This window comes from Gracilibacillus salinarum, assembly GCF_022919575.1.
Classification (GTDB): Bacteria; Bacillota; Bacilli; order Bacillales; family Amphibacillaceae; genus Gracilibacillus; species Gracilibacillus salinarum.
Genome location: NZ_CP095071.1, coordinates 4,728,898 through 4,747,638 on the forward strand (window position 1 = coordinate 4,728,898; position 18,741 = coordinate 4,747,638).

At 36.3% G+C, this 18,741-nt stretch carries 13 protein-coding genes; all 13 read left to right on the forward strand.

The annotated features are described in order from the left end of the window. Positions 1–2 precede the first annotated feature (2 nt). Complete coding sequence (locus tag MUN87_RS21905) at positions 3–1,301, forward strand: ABC transporter substrate-binding protein (RefSeq protein ID WP_244743964.1); 1,299 nt, start codon at positions 3–5, stop codon at positions 1,299–1,301. A gap of 266 nt (positions 1,302–1,567) precedes the next feature. After that, a complete protein-coding gene (locus tag MUN87_RS21910) occupies positions 1,568–3,328 on the forward strand; it encodes a cache domain-containing sensor histidine kinase (RefSeq protein ID WP_244743965.1) in 1,761 nt (586 codons plus the stop codon). Beyond that, the gene (locus MUN87_RS21915; RefSeq protein ID WP_244743966.1) at positions 3,303–4,826 is read left to right on the forward strand and encodes a response regulator; all 1,524 of its coding nucleotides are present in this window, start codon (positions 3,303–3,305) and stop codon (positions 4,824–4,826) included. The genes MUN87_RS21910 and MUN87_RS21915 overlap by 26 nt, the downstream gene beginning before the upstream one ends. A 629-nt stretch (positions 4,827–5,455) precedes the next feature. Next, positions 5,456–6,352, forward strand: a complete 897-nt coding sequence (locus MUN87_RS21920) for a carbohydrate ABC transporter permease (RefSeq protein ID WP_244743967.1) — start codon at positions 5,456–5,458, stop codon at positions 6,350–6,352. Positions 6,353–6,355: 3 nt separating this feature from the next. Continuing rightward, positions 6,356–7,195, forward strand: a complete 840-nt coding sequence (locus tag MUN87_RS21925; RefSeq protein WP_244748048.1) for a carbohydrate ABC transporter permease — start codon at positions 6,356–6,358, stop codon at positions 7,193–7,195. Between the two features lie 40 nt (positions 7,196–7,235). Further along, positions 7,236–7,865 (forward strand): YesL family protein, encoded by a 630-nt coding sequence (locus MUN87_RS21930; protein ID WP_244743968.1) that lies wholly within the window; start codon positions 7,236–7,238, stop codon positions 7,863–7,865. 592 nt (positions 7,866–8,457) lie between these two features. After that, positions 8,458–10,239 carry a cache domain-containing sensor histidine kinase gene (locus tag MUN87_RS21935; RefSeq protein WP_244743969.1) on the forward strand — a complete coding sequence of 594 codons (1,782 nt, stop codon included), beginning with the start codon at positions 8,458–8,460 and terminating at the stop codon, positions 10,237–10,239. Continuing rightward, on the forward strand, positions 10,214–11,743 hold the full coding sequence (locus MUN87_RS21940) for a response regulator (protein WP_244743970.1): 1,530 nt from the start codon (positions 10,214–10,216) through the stop codon (positions 11,741–11,743). Before MUN87_RS21935 ends, MUN87_RS21940 begins: the two co-directional genes overlap by 26 nt. 141 nt (positions 11,744–11,884) lie before the next feature. Further along, positions 11,885–13,219 (forward strand): extracellular solute-binding protein, encoded by a 1,335-nt coding sequence (locus MUN87_RS21945; protein WP_244743971.1) that lies wholly within the window; start codon positions 11,885–11,887, stop codon positions 13,217–13,219. 86 nt (positions 13,220–13,305) lie between these two features. Further along, positions 13,306–14,202, forward strand: coding sequence for a carbohydrate ABC transporter permease (locus MUN87_RS21950; RefSeq protein WP_244743972.1), 897 nt, complete (start codon positions 13,306–13,308; stop codon positions 14,200–14,202). A 3-nt stretch (positions 14,203–14,205) separates the two neighbouring features. After that, the gene (locus MUN87_RS21955) at positions 14,206–15,045 is read left to right on the forward strand and encodes a carbohydrate ABC transporter permease (protein WP_244743973.1); all 840 of its coding nucleotides are present in this window, start codon (positions 14,206–14,208) and stop codon (positions 15,043–15,045) included. Positions 15,046–15,101: 56 nt separating this feature from the next. Further along, positions 15,102–15,734 (forward strand): YesL family protein, encoded by a 633-nt coding sequence (locus tag MUN87_RS21960; protein ID WP_244743974.1) that lies wholly within the window; start codon positions 15,102–15,104, stop codon positions 15,732–15,734. Between the two features lie 1,342 nt (positions 15,735–17,076). Beyond that, complete coding sequence (locus MUN87_RS21965) at positions 17,077–18,321, forward strand: C40 family peptidase (RefSeq protein ID WP_244743975.1); 1,245 nt, start codon at positions 17,077–17,079, stop codon at positions 18,319–18,321. Positions 18,322–18,741: the final 420 nt, after the last annotated feature.

Sequence of the window (18,741 nt, forward strand, 5' to 3'; positions counted from 1 at the left end):
AAATGAAAAAGATATTATTTGTTTTATTTAGTATCGGATTAGTTTTTTGGTTAGCTACATGCAGTCAAGATTCTAATTCAGGAGCATCGGAAAACTCTGGAGAAGAAAGCGGAGATGAGAATGTTACTTTAAGAATAGCTTGGTGGGGGGAGCAGAATCGAACTGATTATACACTAAAAGTTATTGAAATGTTTGAGGAAGAACATCCAGGAGTAACGATAGAACCAGAATATGCAGGGTGGGATGATTATTGGAGGAAGTTAGCCCCGCAAGCGGCAGCGAACCAATTACCAGATATTATTCAAATGGACCTATCGTACCTTTCACAATATTCTAAGAATAATCAAATCACGGATTTAACGCCATATATTGGTGAACAGATTAACGTAGATAACATTTCGGACAACGCGGTAGCAGGTGGAGAAATAAATGGAGGCGTATATGGCTTTAACCTTGGTTCAACAGCAACAAGCTATTTCTATAATCCTGCCATCCTGGAAGAGATCGGTGTGGATAGCATACCTGAGAAGTGGAGTTGGGAAGAATATAAAGAGATTGCAATTAAAGCAGGCGAAGCAGGCTATTCTGCGAGCGGTGGTGTAACGGAATCGCAAGTACTCTTTGACTACTACCTGCGTTCACAAGACAAGAAATTATTTGCAGCTGATGGAAGTGGATTAGGTTATGATGATGATCAATTATTTATTGACTATTTTTCATTGGAAAAACAACTTGTAGATGCAGGTGCAGCACCAACTCCAGATGAGGTCGCACAAAGAACAGGTCCTGAAGATGATCCATTAGCAAAAGGTGAAGCGTTAGGTGGAGTAGGCTGGGCAACACAATTTCCTAGCGTACAACAAATTGCACAGGAACCGTTAGATATTCATTCACCGCCTGCTTCAAGTGAGGGTAATACGGGACTGTATTTGAAGCCAAGTATGTTCTTCTCGGTATCAGAGAATTCAGAACATAAAGAAATAGCTGCTGAATTTATTAATTTCTTCGTGAACAATGTAGAAGCTAATAAATTAATTCTGGCTGATCGTGGAATCCCAGTATCCTCTGAAATAAAAGAAGCATTGAAAGAGGAAGTACCGGAAGAAAAAGCAAAAGTATTTGATTATATTGAATGGGTAGAACAAAATAGCCAGCCAATGGGCGGACCGGATCCAGATGTGGCAAGTGAGGTAATTGAAGCACTTCAAGGAATTGCCGAGCAAATTGTTTATGGCCAGACATCTGTTGAAGAGGGAGCAGCTAAATTTAGAGAAGAAGCAGAGAGCATCTTTGGTAAATAAGAAAAGATCGAAAATGCGGGAGTCGACCAATCTGGTTAACTTTCGCATTTCGGTGCTTAAAAAAATTGTCTATTGAAATAGAAAGGCCTAGATAAAAATACTGTAACATCTCTTCCGGAATTGTGGTAAATTGGAAGAGTAGTAATAATTTTTATGCTCAGCAGTAAGTTTCGAATGATTATCTGTACAGAAGGTTAAAAAATAGAAGTTAGTATAAATATTGTAATGTAGGATTGGTGCATGATATGTTCCGGAGAATAAAGGATATGTATTTAAATTTACGACTAAAATATAAAATGGTAGTCTTGACTTCGCTGGTTTTGTTAGCATTTAGCTTGGGTGGAATCTCCATTTTGCAATATGCGTTTCATATTTATAATAAAGAGATTTACCGGCAATCAGCTCAATCTTTACAAGTTTCATCTAACTCAGTAGAAGCGGAACTAAAAAAAATGGAACAGCTATCATTTCAGTTTGCAACAGACTCCTATGTGCAATCTTATTTATTAAAGCTTAATGAAACAAATGCAAATTATGATAAGTTTAACTTAGGAAATCAACTAAGGCTACGTCTGGTGGATATTGGCTCTGTTAGCAAGTATGTAGATTCTGTTCATATTTTTGATTTGTATGACAATGAATATGCAAGTGGTAAAGCGATCATGACGTTGACTAATCAACGGTTAGCAGAAATGAAAGAGCTTGCAAATGAAGAAGATGGGAGACCTACTTGGCTTCCACCTGTGGAGTCTGATCAAACGGTACTAACTACGCGCGAGATTCGAAATTACTTGGATTTTTCATTTGAACGAATGGGAACTGTCGGGATACGAGTCGACATACAGGAAATTGTTCAGAACTTGACGCAAAATTTAGAAGAAGAGAATACTAATTTTTTAATATTTGATAAGAATGAAGAAATGATTTTCTCTAATAATGCAGATGTAGAAAATATAATGCCATCACGGTATCAATTAAATCAAGACGGATACAAGATAGTTAAATATAAGAATGAACGGTACTTTTTAACCTACTCGGATGCAAATTACTTGGGGTGGAAGTACATGATCCTTATTCCGTATAACAACTTGTTTACAGCTATTTCTAATGCAAAAACTGCTGTATTCATTACGTATTTATGTTTATTTATTATTGTGTTAATTCTCGGGTTGAAATTCACCGGTACAATCACTAATCCGATTGAAAGTTTAAATAAGAAAATGAAAATAGTGCAAACAGGAAACATAGAAAATTACGATTTCGATAGTTCCACGATGCATTTAAAAGATGAAGCAGGAGAAATGCACCAAAACTTTGAAGAGATGATGAAGCGGATTAATCATTTAATTGCAGAAAATTACAAAAAGCAACTACTGATTCAAGAAGCTGAGTTCCAGACACTACAAGCTCAAGTTAATCCTCATTTTCTCTATAATACGTTAGAATCGATTAATTGGACGGCAAAAATAAAAGGAGAGACCAAAATATCACAAATGGCTGAAGCCCTAGCGTTTATTTTAAGGGCATCGATTAACAATGCAGACAAATTCATTCCATTAAAAGAAGAACTGGAAATTGTAGATAATCTTATCACCATTCAAAGCTACCGTTTTGAAGAAAGGCTGCATTTTGAAAAAAATATTCCAGCTCATTATTTACAACTGTTAATACCCAAATCTATCATACAACCATTAGTAGAGAATTCCATTCGATATGGTTTGGAAGAGATCATGGGTGTATGCAAAATAAAAATAACTGTTACTGAAAAGGACAATGATCTCTATATATCTGTCGAAGATAACGGCGCTGGAATGGACCCCGATTACTTAATGAAGGTAAAACAAGGTGTGCATGAGCCTAAAGGTACTGGTATCGGTCTCAATAATATTAATGAACGAGTAAAAATATTATTTGGAGATGAGTATGGTATTAAAATAGAGAGTGAAAAAGAAAAAGGAACGATTGTAACAGTGAAAGTTCCTTGTGGAGAGGAGAAAGACGATGTACAAAGTGTTGTTAGTAGATGACGAACGGACAATTCTAGATGGGATTTCGATGTTAATAAATTGGTCGCAACACAATGTGCAATTAATTGGGAAAGCAATGAATGGGGTAGAAGCTTTTCAATTAATAGAAGAAGAAACGCCAGATATTGTGATAACAGATATTAGAATGCCGGGCTTGGACGGGATAGGCTTAGTAGAAAAAGCCGTTGAAAAATATCCCCATATAAAGTGGATTTTTCTATCTGGTTATAGTGATTTTAAATATGCGCAGCAGGCAATGCGCTTTGGTGTGCGACATTATTTATTAAAGCCCTGTAACGAAAGTCAAATATCCGATTCATTAGTTCAAGTAGTGTCAGAAATAGATGAAGAACTTAAAGCAAATGAGTATTTGCAGAATATACAAGATGAAGCGTTAAAGATTTATGATTATGAACACCAGGAAATAATGAAAAAATATTTTAGTTATCAAGCATTACCAGGAGAATTACAAGATCAAATAAAAAGCGTGTTGAAAGAACGATTTGGTAACCAAATGATTAATCTGATTGTTTTTCAGCCGCTATCAAAGCTAAATTACTCGTGCTTAGAGAAAATATTATCTGTCTATCTTTCTGATGCTAGTAAAACAACTAGTCTGGGTATTATTATAGAAGATAGCGTGATTATTTTAGAAGGAGAACCAGAGTCACGGAATCATTTATCAGAGCGGTTTACAGCGTTACAACATGCGAATATTGACAGCTTTGTTATTTCTTCCGAGTTCGATGTGGAACGTTTCATGCAAGAAAAAATAACTATACAGGACTTTAAAAATCAGACATTTTATTACGATGAATCACAAATTATTTCAACGAATAATTGGATAGATTTTGAGACGGAGATTTGTACCAGGAATTTAGTTGATGTAGATAAACTTGCTCTGTCTGTTAAAAAGGGTGAACTGAAACAAGCCAATAGCATGATTGAATTGTTCGCAAATTATTTAAAGGAAGATAAAATAGACCCTCATTTAACTAAGGGGTATTTTATACAAGTATATTTACTATTAATGACAAGAAATAATTCTAACTTGGATGAAAACAAGATTGAGATCATCAACCGCCTGGAATCATTTCAGCATCTTCATCAATATCGGTCTTTCTTCCATGATTTATTTCAAAGTATTATGGATAATAAACAGAAAGAAGTGCAATTCTCGAAAGTGGTAAGAGATATGCTGGATTGTATCGATCAAGAAATCGAAAATCCGGAGTTAACGATTCAATGGTTAGGACAGGAACGGATATACATGAATCCGGATTACTTAGGCAAATTATTTAAAAAAGAAGTTGGCCAACGTTTTTCTTCCTATCTAACCAATGCACGAATTAATAAAGCCGTTGAAATCATTGAAAATGAAGAAAATATTAAAGTGTTTGAACTAGCGGAACGATTAGGGTTTGGAAGTAATCCACAATACTTCAGTCAATTATTTAAGAAAATAAAAGGATACACGCCATCGAAAGTACTACGTTAGTCCACCAGGCAAGTGTTAATCAAATAACACTTGCCTTTTTGTATGCGCAGAAGTATATAAGTACAGTCATAGAAGTGATCATGCGGAACATGAAGAAGGGTTCTTATAATATGGATTATGTTAACTAAGCCTGTATTGGCCTGTATTGTCAAAGGGTAATTTTGATAGTTATAATCTGCTTAGAAAAGCTTCGGAAATAGGCCCCACAGGACGCGGAGTGGTTGGCCGAAGCGGTATCCTAGCACATAAAATATCTCGATATGGATGCTTGGCTAGCAATGGCTAGACATATATTATTGGAAGTTGTTTAGTATTTGGTTAGTTAGAAACGGGTGAACTTTCGCGGTTCTTTTTACGTTTTGGAAGGGCTGCCGCTTTGCAATGGAAATAACGAGTCTACTTTTTAGTGGTTAATCTCTGATTTTTCTATCATGCCTGCATTAGAAACAATGATATTATATATGTAATCGCTTTCTAGTTGCGATTGTCATGGAATAGAACCAGTGTTAATTGCGATTAAAGAAAGCATTTTCCTGGATGATTTAGTAGCAAAGAGTAGCATGCCGTGATACAGAGCAATGGAAAGTGACTTTCGAAAAATAACAACGATAAAGAAAGGAGTTGCTTCAATGCAATCAAACACGAAACAAAACTTATGGGGATATCTGTTTATTGGACCATTTATTATTGGTTTCCTAGCATTTACCATTATTCCGATAATTACATCGTTTTATTTATCATTTACCTCCTATGATTTATTTTCTGCACCACAATGGATAGGGTTTGATAACTTTAAGGAAATGTTTACAGATGATCCGCGATATTTACATTCATTAAAAATAACCATTATTTATGTATTTGCTGGTGTACCGTTACGATTACTATTTGCATTGGTTGTAGCGATGCTGCTTAATACAGCCTCAAGAGCAGTAGGGTTATACCGCACTCTCTACTATTTACCTTCATTAATCGGTGGAAGTGTTGCTGTTGCCATTATGTGGCGTAATATTTTTGGTGATGAGGGAGTAGTCAACCTGGCTTTAATGTCGATGGGAATTGATCCAGTCAGATGGTTTGGCGATCCTACTGCTGCATTATGGATGCTGATTTTCTTATCCATCTGGCAATTTGGTTCATCCATGTTAATTTTTCTCGCTGGTTTGAAGTCTATTCCACAAAGCTATTATGAAGCGGCAAGTGTAGATGGGGCGAATTATTTCCAGAAATTTTTCAAGATTACAGTTCCCATGCTAAGCCCGGTAATTCTATTTAATGCAATAATGCAAACGATTTCTGCTTTTATGACGTTTGTTCCAGCATATATTATTTCCAAAGGTACTGGTGGACCGCTAGATGGAACATTGCTCTATTCATTGTACTTATTTAAACAAGGTTTTGAATTTTTCTCTATGGGTTATGCGTCTGCTATGGCTTGGATTATGCTAATCATTATTGCCATTTTTACATCCATCATCTTCATGTCATCAAGATTTTGGGTTCACTATGAGTCAGAAGGAGGCAAATAATTGATGAAAGCAAAATATATTAACAAGTTCATTTATCATATTATTGTCGGTGGATTTGCTGTTCTATTACTATATCCAGTTGCATGGTTGATCATGAGTTCATTTAAGCAGAGTGAGCGTATTTTCCTCACAGCAGATTCTTTAATACCGAATCCATTTGTATTAAGTAATTACGGACAAGGCTGGCAGGGTTTTGGTGATTATGGTTTTGGAACATTTATGACCAATACCGCAATATTTGTTGTGTTGGTATTAATTGGCCACTTAATATCTTGTACTTTAATTGCTTTTGGTTTTGCAAGGTTGAAGTTTGCGGGTCGCGGATTCTGGTTTGCGATTATGATACTGACGCTCATGTTACCAGCTGAAGTAGTAATGATTCCGCAGTATATTATTTTTGCAAAATTAGGATGGTTAGATTCTTTAAAACCTTTAGTTATACCTGCCTATTTTGGGCATCCATTCTTTATCTTTTTACTCGTTCAGTTTATCCGTACGATACCTCGTGAATTAGATGAGGCAGCGATCATTGATGGGTGTAATACTTTTGGAATTTACCGGAGGATTATATTACCATTACTCGTTCCAGCATTAGCAACTACAGCTATATTTACTTTTTATTGGACTTGGGATAATTTACTCGGGCCGGTATTATATTTGAACAGTCCATCTAAATATACGGTATCGATGGCATTAAATATGTTCTTGAGTAATGAGACGGTTTCGAATTGGGGCGCGATGTTCGCAATGTCTGTTGTGTCATTGATCCCGGTATTTATTATCTTCTTTATTTTTCAGCGGTATGTGGTGGAAGGCATCAGTACAAGTGGTCTGAAAGGTTAAGTATTACAACTTAGAGCAAGTGAAGGGGGATGATCTCTAAGTGAGCGCATTGAATAAAGCATGTGAATGGATCGCAAAAGTAGCATATCTGAATTTGCTTTGGGTAGGTTTGTCGATGTCAGGATTGATTATAGCTGGTCTGTTTCCTGCTACTGCAGCTACATTTGCAGTAGTGAGGAAATGGTTAACAGGTTACAGTGATATTTCCATTACTAAAACCTTTTGGCAGACGTATCGACAATCCTTCTTAGGTGCAAATGTTCTAGGGTATTTGTTTGTAGTGGTTGCCTATATCTTATATTTGGACTTCCTTTTTATTAACGTTGCTCCTAATGATTATGTATTAGTATTGACCATACCGTTCCTGTTTGTATCGATTTTACTTGGTTTAACTTTTCTTTATGTTTTTCCTGTGTATGTGCATTTTGAAATGAATATAAGAGATGTGATTAAAAGCGCATTTTTCATCATGGTTTTGAATCCAGGAAAAACAATAATGATGACACTGGGAGTGTTTGGAATTATAGCAGGTATCTGGAAATTCCAGGGGTTGGCTTTATTTTTTAGTATGAGTCTACTCGCTATTGCCTCCATGTTCCCGGCATTGAGGGCATTCTCCAATATTAATGGAAAAAAGAATTATTTAAAGAACAAAAATGTTTATCAATAGTGAAAAAAGTCTCTGAGAATTATTCTTAGAGACTTTTTTGTCAGTCTAGAAAGAATGTGCAGTCACAGCAGTCTACCTGGTTGGCCTACGCTAGTGAATATGCTCTACATCTTATGTAAAAGCTAGCATTTTGAACGATTTACAATAAATCCTTAACAATTCGAAGAGTCTAATGAATAGAACTACTGCTTTTACCTGTTCCATACGTTGTAGCACTTCCCATAAGCGTAGGAAATAGGCGTGGGATCAGTCGTGTGTGAAGATCCCGCAGTGAGCGGTTTTTGCTCGCGAGGAGGCTGAACCCGCCCCCACAGGACGCGGAGCCTATTTCCGGAGCTTTGCTAAGCAGATTATAACTATCAAAATTACCAATTAGCATTACAGCCTTACTTAACATAATCCATATTATAGGTACTAGTTGTATAAGTTAGGAGCAGTCGAAGGATGTTAGGTTTTTATTAATTATCCATCAGTCTTGATAATTGCGATGGTTAAGCATCATTTCCTTATAAAGAATGCTAAATTGACGAACAATTCATTTAATCATATAATTAAAAAAATGAAAGCGGTAACAGTCAAGGGGGGTGGGGTTATGGTTAAAAAGGTCGTTCAGTATTATATGGATTTGCGCTTGAAATATAAGATGGTCTTATTAACTTCTCTTGTTTTACTAGCATTTAGTGTTGGCGGACTATCAATTCTTCAATATGCATTTCATTTATATAACAAGGAAATTTATCTTCAGTCAGCACAATCCTTACAAGTATCAGCAAATTCAGTGGAAGCAGAATTGAAAAAAATGGAACGGTTATCGTATCAGATTTCTACCGATGTGTATGTGCAATCATACTTAAAAGAAATAAAAGATACAGACAACAGCTATAACCAGTTCATCATTGGAATGAATCTGCGACAGCGTGTATTAAATATTGGCAGTTTAAATAAATATGTGAAATCCATTCAGGTTTATGATATTGCTGACAAAGAATACGCGAGTGGAACAGCCCCAATAACACTTTCACAAGAGCGATTGGACAATTTGAAACAATTGGCAGAGGAAAAAGAAGGCGGAGTGAACTGGGTTTCGCCTTCAGATAATGATAATACCATTATGGCAGTTAGAGATTTACGAGATTTTGTTGAATTTTCTTTTGCCAGACTAGGATCAGTTGCTGTCCGAGTAAACATCGAAGGAATAATGGATGATTTAACTAATAATCTCAAAGATCAAGAAACTTCCTTTCTAATATATGATAATAACGGAAATCAAATTTTTACAAATGAGGATGCTATCAATTCCATAAAGCCGGGGGATTTCAATGAGGGGAAATCGGGTTATCAAATAATCGATATTAATGGAAATAAGTATTTTTTGACATATGCAGAAGCGAGTCATCTTGATTGGACGTATATGATCGTAACGCCATACAGTAACCTGTTTTCTGTCATCAATAATGCGCGTACTGCTGTATTTATCACGTATCTGATTCTTTTTATTATTATGATCTTTTTGGGAAGTAAATTCACTGGTACAATCGTTAATCCTATCGAAAGTTTAAATCAGAAAATGAAAAAAGTACAAACAGGAGACCTTGATTATTATGATGTTGGTATTGATCAGAACCTGAATAAAGATGAAGCAGGCCAAATGCATGAAAACTTCAAAACGATGATGATTCAGATTAATTATTTAATCGGAGAAAACTATAAAAAGCAACTATTAATAAAGGAGTCTGAGTTTAAAACACTGCAGGCACAAGTGAACCCGCATTTTTTATATAATACGCTTGATTCGATTAACTGGTCTGCCAAGGTAGTTGGCGAAAAAAGAATTTCTCAAATGGCAGAATCATTAGGTTATATATTAAGGGCTTCGATCAATATGAAAGATGACTTAATCTCATTACGTGACGAGTTATTAGTCGTGGATCATTATTTAACGATTCAAAAATATAGATTTGAAGATAGGTTATTATTTTCTAAAGACATACCAGATGAGTTATTAGACGTTCAAATTCCCAAATTTATTATTCAGCCAATTATTGAAAATGCTATACGCTATGGGTTACAGGAGATGGTTGGTGTGTGCAGCATACATTTATCTATATTGCATGTAGATGAAACCTTAGTTATTAGATTAATAGATAATGGACCTGGCATGTCTCCGTCCTATGTCGAACAGATTAAGCAGGGAAATTATCGCTCTAAAGGAACCGGTATAGGATTGCGCAATATAAATGAAAGAGTTCAATTGCTGTTTGGTGAGGCGTATGGTTTGCATATAGAGAGTACATGGGGAAAAGGAACTGAAGTTGCCATTATTTTGCCGAAGGGGGATATTAAAGAAAATGTACAAAGTGTTATTAGTAGATGATGAACGAATGATCTTAGATGGTATATCAGTAATTGTCGATTGGAACAAATATGAGACACAGTTAATTGGAAAAGCATTTAATGGTCTTGAAGCGTATGAATTTATTAGCAAAAATAAACCGGATATTGTGATTACAGATATTACAATGCCTGGATTAGATGGGCTGCAATTAGTCAAAAAAGCACAAATAGAGTATCCAGGGATCAAATGGATATTCATCTCTGGATACAATGAATTTGAGTACGCCAGACAAGCGATGCGATTTGGGGTGAAACATTATTTACTAAAGCCGTGTAATGAAGAAAATATTGGTGAAGCACTTGCTGAAGTTGTGAAAGAAAAACAACAAGAGGACCACTCCTCAGCGTATGTGAAAGAAATGGAAGAAGAAAATGCTAAAATAATGATAAATGAATACGAGGAAGCACTAAAAGAACTATTTGTTCATCCACAACAAACCGATAATGCAGAAACAAAGGTTAAATCAATCATGGAAGAACTGTATGGAGAACAGTCGTGCCTATTTGCTATGATATACATCAAAGATAGGTTGGCCTATGATCAGTTAGTCACGTTAAAACATTCCATAAAAAGCAGCTTTCTTCAAGAAACAGTCCTTGCTAACATTATAGATAATAGCATTCTATTACTTCTGCGTTCTAATGACACCAAATACCTTAAGCAACTTCTGCAATATGAAGAGAAGCTTCAACATTATTCCCATACAATAGTGATGACTGGATTATGCAGTCATCAGGATATGGGTGGCGTACCGAGTTTAGAAGAAATGAATTTCCATGTATTTTATCGGCCAAATCAGCTCTTCATTGATATGAATCATTGCTCATCACACTTAAGTAAATCTGTTCATAGTATTGATTTTTCATTTGAAAAGATTTTGAATTGTATAAAAGAAGGCAATAAGACTGAAATGGTCGCTCTTTTTCAACGATTAGAAGAAGATTTAAGACAACATGATGTTATGCCCAAAAGAGCGCGGGGATATTTTATTCAAATCTATTTGTTTATCGTACAACGCTTAAGTCATCGTTCGACAGAGGATCATATTCAAGTGATTAACGAAATGGAGGATTATCATCACGTAACGGATTTTACGATATTCTTTGAACAGTTATTTGACCGGCTAATTCAACTGTCCGGTCAGGAAGGTAACTATTCTAAAACAGTTAAGATGATGCTCGGATTTATCGAAGAGGAAATTGCCAATCCGGAACTTTCCTTACAATGGATAGCGAATCATCGTTTGTTTATGAATGCCGATTATCTTGGTAAAACTTTCAAGAAGGAAACAGGAAAAGGTTTCTCTGCATTCCTTACCAACACCAGGATAAATAAAGCGATTGAAATGATTGAAAAGGAAAGAGACATTAAAGTTTTTGAATTAGCAGAGCGGTTAGGTTTTGGTAATAATCCTCAATATTTCAGCCAAATCTTTAAGAAAATAAAGGGATATTCTCCTTCAGAACGGATTAAATCAGGTTAAAAGAAGGAATATCTGCAATTTAGTGATTTAACACTGATTTTTGAACATTTAGCACTGATAATTATATCCTATTTTTTCAAATATTTTGATAATATATAAGTGTAATCGCTTACAGTGTTTTTAAAAAGGGGAGGATAAGAAATGAAAAAATCTTTGTTAGTACTGTTAGGAATGATGATGATTTTATGGCTTGCTGCATGTAGCGGCGACGGGGGAAGTGAAGAAGCTTCCAGTGACGATAATGCATCTGAAGAAACGGCAGACAATGGAGACTCTGAAGGTGCTGAATCTGGTGATGAAGAAGTAACCTTACGGATTGCCTGGTGGGGTTCTCAACCACGACATGATTATACTTTAGAAGTAATTAAAATGTATGAGGAACAGCATCCGAATGTCACAATTGAACCAGAATATGCAAGTTGGGATGATTACTGGCAAAAATTAGCTCCACAAGCAGCAGCAAATGAATTACCTGACATCGTGCAAATGGACTTATCTTATCTTTCACAATATGCAGAAAATAATCAATTAGCGGATTTATCACCTTTTATTGGAAGTAATATCGACGATACTAATATTTCACAAAATGCGATTGACGGCGGTAAAGTCGGCGATGGAGTTTATGGTTTTAACCTTGGTGTAAACGCTTTAAGTTTTCATTATAATCCAGAAATTATGTCAGAATTAGGATATGACGAATTCCCTGAAGAATGGACTTGGGAAGAATATCAGGAAATTTCTCAGAAAGCGGTAGATGCAGGCTATTATTTCGATAATGGCTTGAAAGCAGATGTATTCTTTAATTATTACTTACGTCAGAATGGAAAACGCTTATACGCTGAAGATGGAAGCGGTTTAGGCTATGAAGATGATCAATTATTCGTAGATTTCTTTAAAATGGTCCAGGAACAAGTGGAATCAGAAGCAACTCCAACACCTGATTTCTTAGCACAATTAGCTGGTCCGGAAGATGACCCAGTCGTCAAAGGAGAAGGGGTAGGTATCTTCCAATGGTCTAACCAGTTTGTCGGGTTGGAAGATATTTCAGAGTCTAGCTTTGAGTTTGCTCCTACGCCAGGTCCGAATGTAGACCAAGGGTTGTTCTTAAAACCTAGTATGTTCTTCTCTGTATCAGAGAACTCAGAACAAAAAGAAGCAGCAGCTGATTTTCTTAACTTCTTTATCAATGATGTAGAAGCAAATAAATTAATTCTAGGTGATCGTGGTGTACCAGTTTCATCAGAAGTAAAAGATGCTTTATTGAGTGAAGTTTCTGAAGCACAGGCAAAAGTCTTCGAATATGTTGCATGGGCGGAAGAAAACAGTACTGCAATGGGTGCTCCAGATCCAGCTGGCGCAGGTGAAGTAATCGAATTAATTGATGGACTGCAAGAGCAAATTGCATATGGTGAAATTTCGCCAGAGGATGCAGCCACACAATTCAGAACACAAGCTGAAAGTATTTTAGGCAATTAAGCAAGTTGTGAAGAACAGTAGCTGATCCACAAGAGGTCAGCTATTGTTTTTCCAACTATCGTTGATAATAGAAGGGAGCTTTCAAAATGCAGACAAATATGAAGCAAAACCTTTGGGGATATCTATTTATTGGCCCTTTTGTTATTGGATTCCTTGCATTTACTATTATTCCTATTGTTGCTTCTTTTTACTTTTCATTTACTTCTTACGATTTATTTAATTCTCCACGTTGGATCGGGTTACAGAACTTTAAAGAGATGTTTACTGCAGATCCAAGATATTTACACTCATTAAAGATTACCTTTATTTATGTTTTTGCTGGTGTGCCTTTACGATTACTATTTGCGTTAATCGTTGCGATGTTGTTGAATACGGCCTCAAGAGCAGTAGGTTTATATCGTACATTATATTATTTACCTTCTTTAATCGGGGGAAGTGTTGCAGTTGCCATTATGTGGCGGAATATCTTTGGTGATGAAGGTGTTGTTAACATTGCGTTAATGTCAATTGGTATAGATCCTGTCAGGTGGTTTGGGGATCCGACTGCTGCCTTATGGATGCTTATTTTCCTGTCTATTTGGCAATTTGGTTCTTCGATGTTAATTTTCTTAGCCGGTTTAAAGTCGATTCCGCAAAGTTATTATGAAGCGGCCAGTGTAGATGGTGCCAGTTTCTTTCAAAAATTCTTCAGCATTACGATTCCAATGCTCAGCCCCGTCATTTTGTTTAATGCAGTTATGCAGACGATTGGAGCATTTATGACATTTGTTCCAGCCTTTATTATTTCCAAAGGTACTGGCGGACCATTGGATGGAACGCTTCTTTACTCGTTATATCTATTTAAACAAGGATTTGAGTTTTTCCATATGGGATACGCATCCGCGATGGCTTGGGTAATGCTGGTGATTATTGCGATATTAACTTCTATTATCTTTATGACATCCAGATTTTGGGTGCACTATGAATCAGAAGGAGGCAAATAATCGATGAAACCAAAACACGTAAAAAAACTAATTTATCATGTCATCGTCGGTGGCTTTGCCATCCTGCTACTATATCCAGTTGCCTGGCTTGTGATGAGTTCTTTTAAAAAGAGTGAGCGCATTTTCGTAACAGCTGATTCTCTTTTGCCTGATCCATTTGTATTGAGTAACTATGGTCAAGGATGGGAAGGATTCGGTGATTATGGATTCGGTACGTTTATAACGAATACAGCAGTGTTCGTTGCATTAGTATTAATCGGTCACCTAATCTCCTGTTCGTTAATTGCTTTTGGATTTGCACGTTTGAAGTTTGCGGGACGTGGTTTCTGGTTTGCGATTATGATCATGACACTAATGCTTCCATATGAAGTAGTAATGATACCGCAATACATTATCTTTGCAAAGTTAGAATGGTTGAATTCATTGAAACCATTGGTAGTTCCAGCCTTCTTTGGTCATCCGTTCTTTATTTTCTTATTGGTGCAGTTTATACGTACTATACCACGCGAATTAGATGAAGCGGCGATTATTGATGGATGTAATACGTTTGGCATTTACCGAAGAATTATCTTACCTTTAATTGTGCCTGCTTTAGCAACAACTGCTATATTTACATTCTATTGGACATGGGATAACTTGCTTGGTCCAGTATTATATTTAAACAGTCCATCAAAGTATACGGTCTCAATGGCGTTGAATATGTTCTTAAGTAATGAAACCGTATCGAATTGGGGTGCAATGTTTGCCATGTCGGTTGTCTCGTTAATACCGGTCTTTGTCATCTTCTTTATTTTCCAACGTTACGTTGTAGAAGGAATCAGTACAAGTGGTTTAAAAGGGTAACACTTTTTTTGTATTTTATAGAAAGCAGAACATACTTATCAGAGGAGGATATTAGTATGAACGCGTTAAACAAAGCTTTTGAATGGATAAGCAAAGTGGCATATTTAAATGTATTATGGATTGGATTTACCGTACTGGGTCTGCTTGTTGCAGGATTATTTCCAGCTACAGCTGCCGTTTTTGCTGTCATGAGAAAATGGATAACCGGCTATACTGATATCCCTCTTTTTAAAACGTTTTGGCAGTCTTTTCGAGCATCATTTGTGCAGGCAAATATATTAGGATATATCTTTGCTGCAATTGCTTATGTGTTATATTTGGATTTTGTATTTATTACGGTGGCGCCAAATGATTTTGTTATGATACTGACTGTTCCCTTTTTGTTCGTCAGCATTTTGGCAGGATTAACCTTTTTGTATGTGTTTCCGGTATATTCCCACTACCAGATGCGTATTTTCGAAGTGATCAAGAGTGCCTTTTTTATCATGATCTTAAATCCGTTAAAGACTTTAATCATGACATTGGGCGTATTTGGTATTATGTTTGTACTATGGCATTTCCAAGGATTGGCGCTTTTCTTCAGTATGAGCCTGATTTCGCTTGCGATCATGCTTCCTGCTCAAAAAGCTTTTGAAAAAATTAAGGAAAAGAAGGCAACCTATGACGAAAATGCCTTAGCCGAAGAATAAAAAAGCAACACCTCCAAATGGTAATGATTCATTATTATTTGGAGGTGTTTTTTTATAAATACAGAAAGCATAGTCCACGTTCTGACAGTAACAGCCGTTTCTACGCGTGCGCCCAGAAACTAGGAGACTTCCTGCATCACCCTACGATAAAGAAGATGAAGTTGAGTTTCGATAATATGGATTATGTAAAGTAGAATTGTGTGTAAATGTGGTAATTGATATGAAATATGTGCTTAGCAAAGCTCCGGAAATAGTCTCCGCGTCCTGTGGGCTCAGCTAGGCTACTACTTGAATTACTTCCTTGCTGTCTTGTGCCGAGGAAGCTTACTTCGAAGGAAAGCTTGCAGATACAGGCACAAATGAAGTGGATTTTCAGTTGGCGCTGAGGCATGAGGAGTCGACGACTATTTCCTACGCCTTAGGAAAGTGCTACAACGTATGGAACAGCTTGAGGCAGTGGTCTAGAAATTATGTTATTCTTTCAATTCCTGATATATAGTGATGAGTGATCAATATGCTATCTCTTACAAAGGTTGTAGATTACCAATCCTAGCGTAGACCAACCACGTAGACTCCCGCGGGACGCGGAGTGGTTGGACGAAGCGGTATTCTAGTACATCAAATATTTCAATATGGATGCTTGGTTAGTAATGCTTACTTTACATAATCCATATTATAGGTAGCTGTACATACACAAGTTGATTAGTGACGGGTGCATTCATTAGTTTGAATCCTAAGTTTCCATAAGGATCAAAAGCAAAGTGGGCAGCAGATATTCAAGGAACATTTACTCCACATTTGTTGATATTTGCTTGTCTGAGGAGAAAAGCCTACACAAATCGCTAATGTCCGCATTATAATACTATTAAAACCAGATCATGATCATGATTTAATAGAATAGTGAGCTGTATTTTAGAATGTGAGCAGTGGGTAAATGCCTACTTAGTCAACCTTATGCATGTTATTGGTTTCATTATAATTTCTGGTTAAAACACCGATGATTTCCTATTTTGTCCTATGCTTGTCCTACTATATTTCGACATGTTCAATTGTAATACAAATAGAATTGTAACAGGAATATTGTGGATGTAAGCATATTCATTGGCATATTTTGGTGCTGTTAATGGTAGATTTATACCTGATTTCTACACAAAATAACATAATAACTGATAGTTTTGAAACACAATTGTAATATTCGTATAATATGACTGCAATCTACATGTGTTACAATGAGTCTGGTTCTAAAGATAGAATACAAGATTACATACAACATAAAACAAGAATGATACATAAATACAAAGAAACGATGATAATTAATTATTGTGGAAAGTAGGGGAGTCTCATGCGAGAAATGAAAGTCTTAGTGAAAGATTCAGTTGTTGTCTTAACGGTTGTCTCCAGCTTGTTTTTTGCTCAGTCGGTAAGTGCAGAAACAAAGGAAGAGATTTCGTCACAGCGTTCGGAAGTACAATCTGATATTGATCAGAAAGAGCAAGAGATTCAAGAAATCAAAACAGATTTGATTGAATTAAATGAACAAATCACACGGTTTGATGAAGCAATTGAAGATAATGAAGAAGTGATTCAAGAAACGGAAAAAGAAATGGACAATGTAGAATCGGAAGTACAAGATTTAGAGTCTAATATTGATTCCATCCAGGAAAAGATTGATCAGCGTAATGAAATTCTAAAAGAAAGAATAGCTTCTTTACAGGAAAACGGTGGATCATCAAGTTATCTTGAAGTGATTTTTGGTGCTAAAAGTTTTCTGGATCTAATTGACCGAGCTACACTAGTACATAAGATTACCCAAGCAGATAAAAACCTGCTGGAAAGCCAGGAGCAAGATAAACTAGAGATTGAAAAAGATAAAGCAGAGCATGATGAAAAACTACAAGAATTAGAAGACATGAAGGCAAAATATGAAGAAATGCAACAACAGATTGTTGCACAAAAAGAACAAAACGAAGATTTAAAGTCAGAATTGCAACAGAAAGAAGAAGAAAATAGCGATATTCTTGACGATTTGAAAATTGAAGAAGAAGTATTAGCAAAAAAACAAAAAGCTTTGGAAGAAGCAGAAGCTCAGCAGACAGCTGCAACTAGCAGTAGTCAATCAACATCATCAAGCAGCTCTAGCAAAAATGTGATTGACCAATATGCAAGTGAATCATCTGCACCAGTATCTGCAGGAAGCGGTGCACTTCAAACTGCAATGACAGCAGGTAACAAATATATCGGTAATTCCGTTTATGTTTTTGGTGGAGGCAGAACTGCATATGATGTGGCAAATGGTCGATTTGATTGCTCTGGATTCGTAAGTTGGGCATTCCGCCAGGCGGGTATTAGTATTCCTGCAAGTACATCTGCATTATCATCTGTTGGCGAAAGAGTATCTGCAAGTAACATGCAGCCAGGTGATTTAGTATTCTTTAATACTTACAAAACAAATGGTCATGTTGGAATTTATTTAGGAAACAATAAATTTATCGGATCTCAAAGTTCAACTGGCGTAGCAATTGAAAGTATGAGCAGCGGTTATTGGAAATCTACATTCTCTGGTTATGTACGCCGTATTGCACAATAATAAAAAAACAAGTGAGCCAAAGCTCACTTGTTTTTTTGTGCTCAGTCAAGAAAGTATATAAGTCTGGTCACAGCAGTAATCATATTGAATAGGAAGTTGTTTATTAATGAAGTCAATTAGGACCGGGTGGTTTATGCCCGTTTTTTCTGGTTAAAGAAAGCATAAGTATAGTCATAAAGGTGAATTGCATAATCATGCTCAAATGAAGTAAGAATTCCTATAATAAGGAGTATGGAAAGTGTTAATTTTTTCACAGTCTACACATACAGCATAAGGAAAAGCCGAGCAGGATAGCTGCTCGGCTTTGTACTAAGTCAAGAAAGTATAAATTTTAGGCTATATGATGTTCGCTGACAGAAACGGCCACGTCCGGCTCCAGCGCCCAGAGACTAGGCGACTTCGCGAAATCACCCTACGATA

What these genes read in the sequence shown, in the direction of transcription:
- MUN87_RS21915 (WP_244743966.1), top strand. Translation starts at nt 3,303, where the DNA reads ATGTACAAAGTGTTGTTAGTAGATGACGAACGGACAATTCTAGATGGG.
- MUN87_RS21950 (WP_244743972.1), top strand. Translation starts at nt 13,306, where the DNA reads ATGCAGACAAATATGAAGCAAAACCTTTGGGGATATCTATTTATTGGC.
- MUN87_RS21910 (WP_244743965.1), top strand. Translation starts at nt 1,568, where the DNA reads ATGTATTTAAATTTACGACTAAAATATAAAATGGTAGTCTTGACTTCG.
- MUN87_RS21935 (WP_244743969.1), top strand. Translation starts at nt 8,458, where the DNA reads ATGGTTAAAAAGGTCGTTCAGTATTATATGGATTTGCGCTTGAAATAT.
- MUN87_RS21960 (WP_244743974.1), top strand. Translation starts at nt 15,102, where the DNA reads ATGAACGCGTTAAACAAAGCTTTTGAATGGATAAGCAAAGTGGCATAT.
- MUN87_RS21940 (WP_244743970.1), top strand. Translation starts at nt 10,214, where the DNA reads ATGTACAAAGTGTTATTAGTAGATGATGAACGAATGATCTTAGATGGT.
- MUN87_RS21920 (WP_244743967.1), top strand. Translation starts at nt 5,456, where the DNA reads ATGCAATCAAACACGAAACAAAACTTATGGGGATATCTGTTTATTGGA.
- MUN87_RS21955 (WP_244743973.1), top strand. Translation starts at nt 14,206, where the DNA reads ATGAAACCAAAACACGTAAAAAAACTAATTTATCATGTCATCGTCGGT.
- MUN87_RS21965 (WP_244743975.1), top strand. Translation starts at nt 17,077, where the DNA reads ATGCGAGAAATGAAAGTCTTAGTGAAAGATTCAGTTGTTGTCTTAACG.
- MUN87_RS21905 (WP_244743964.1), top strand. Translation starts at nt 3, where the DNA reads ATGAAAAAGATATTATTTGTTTTATTTAGTATCGGATTAGTTTTTTGG.
- MUN87_RS21925 (WP_244748048.1), top strand. Translation starts at nt 6,356, where the DNA reads ATGAAAGCAAAATATATTAACAAGTTCATTTATCATATTATTGTCGGT.
- MUN87_RS21945 (WP_244743971.1), top strand. Translation starts at nt 11,885, where the DNA reads ATGAAAAAATCTTTGTTAGTACTGTTAGGAATGATGATGATTTTATGG.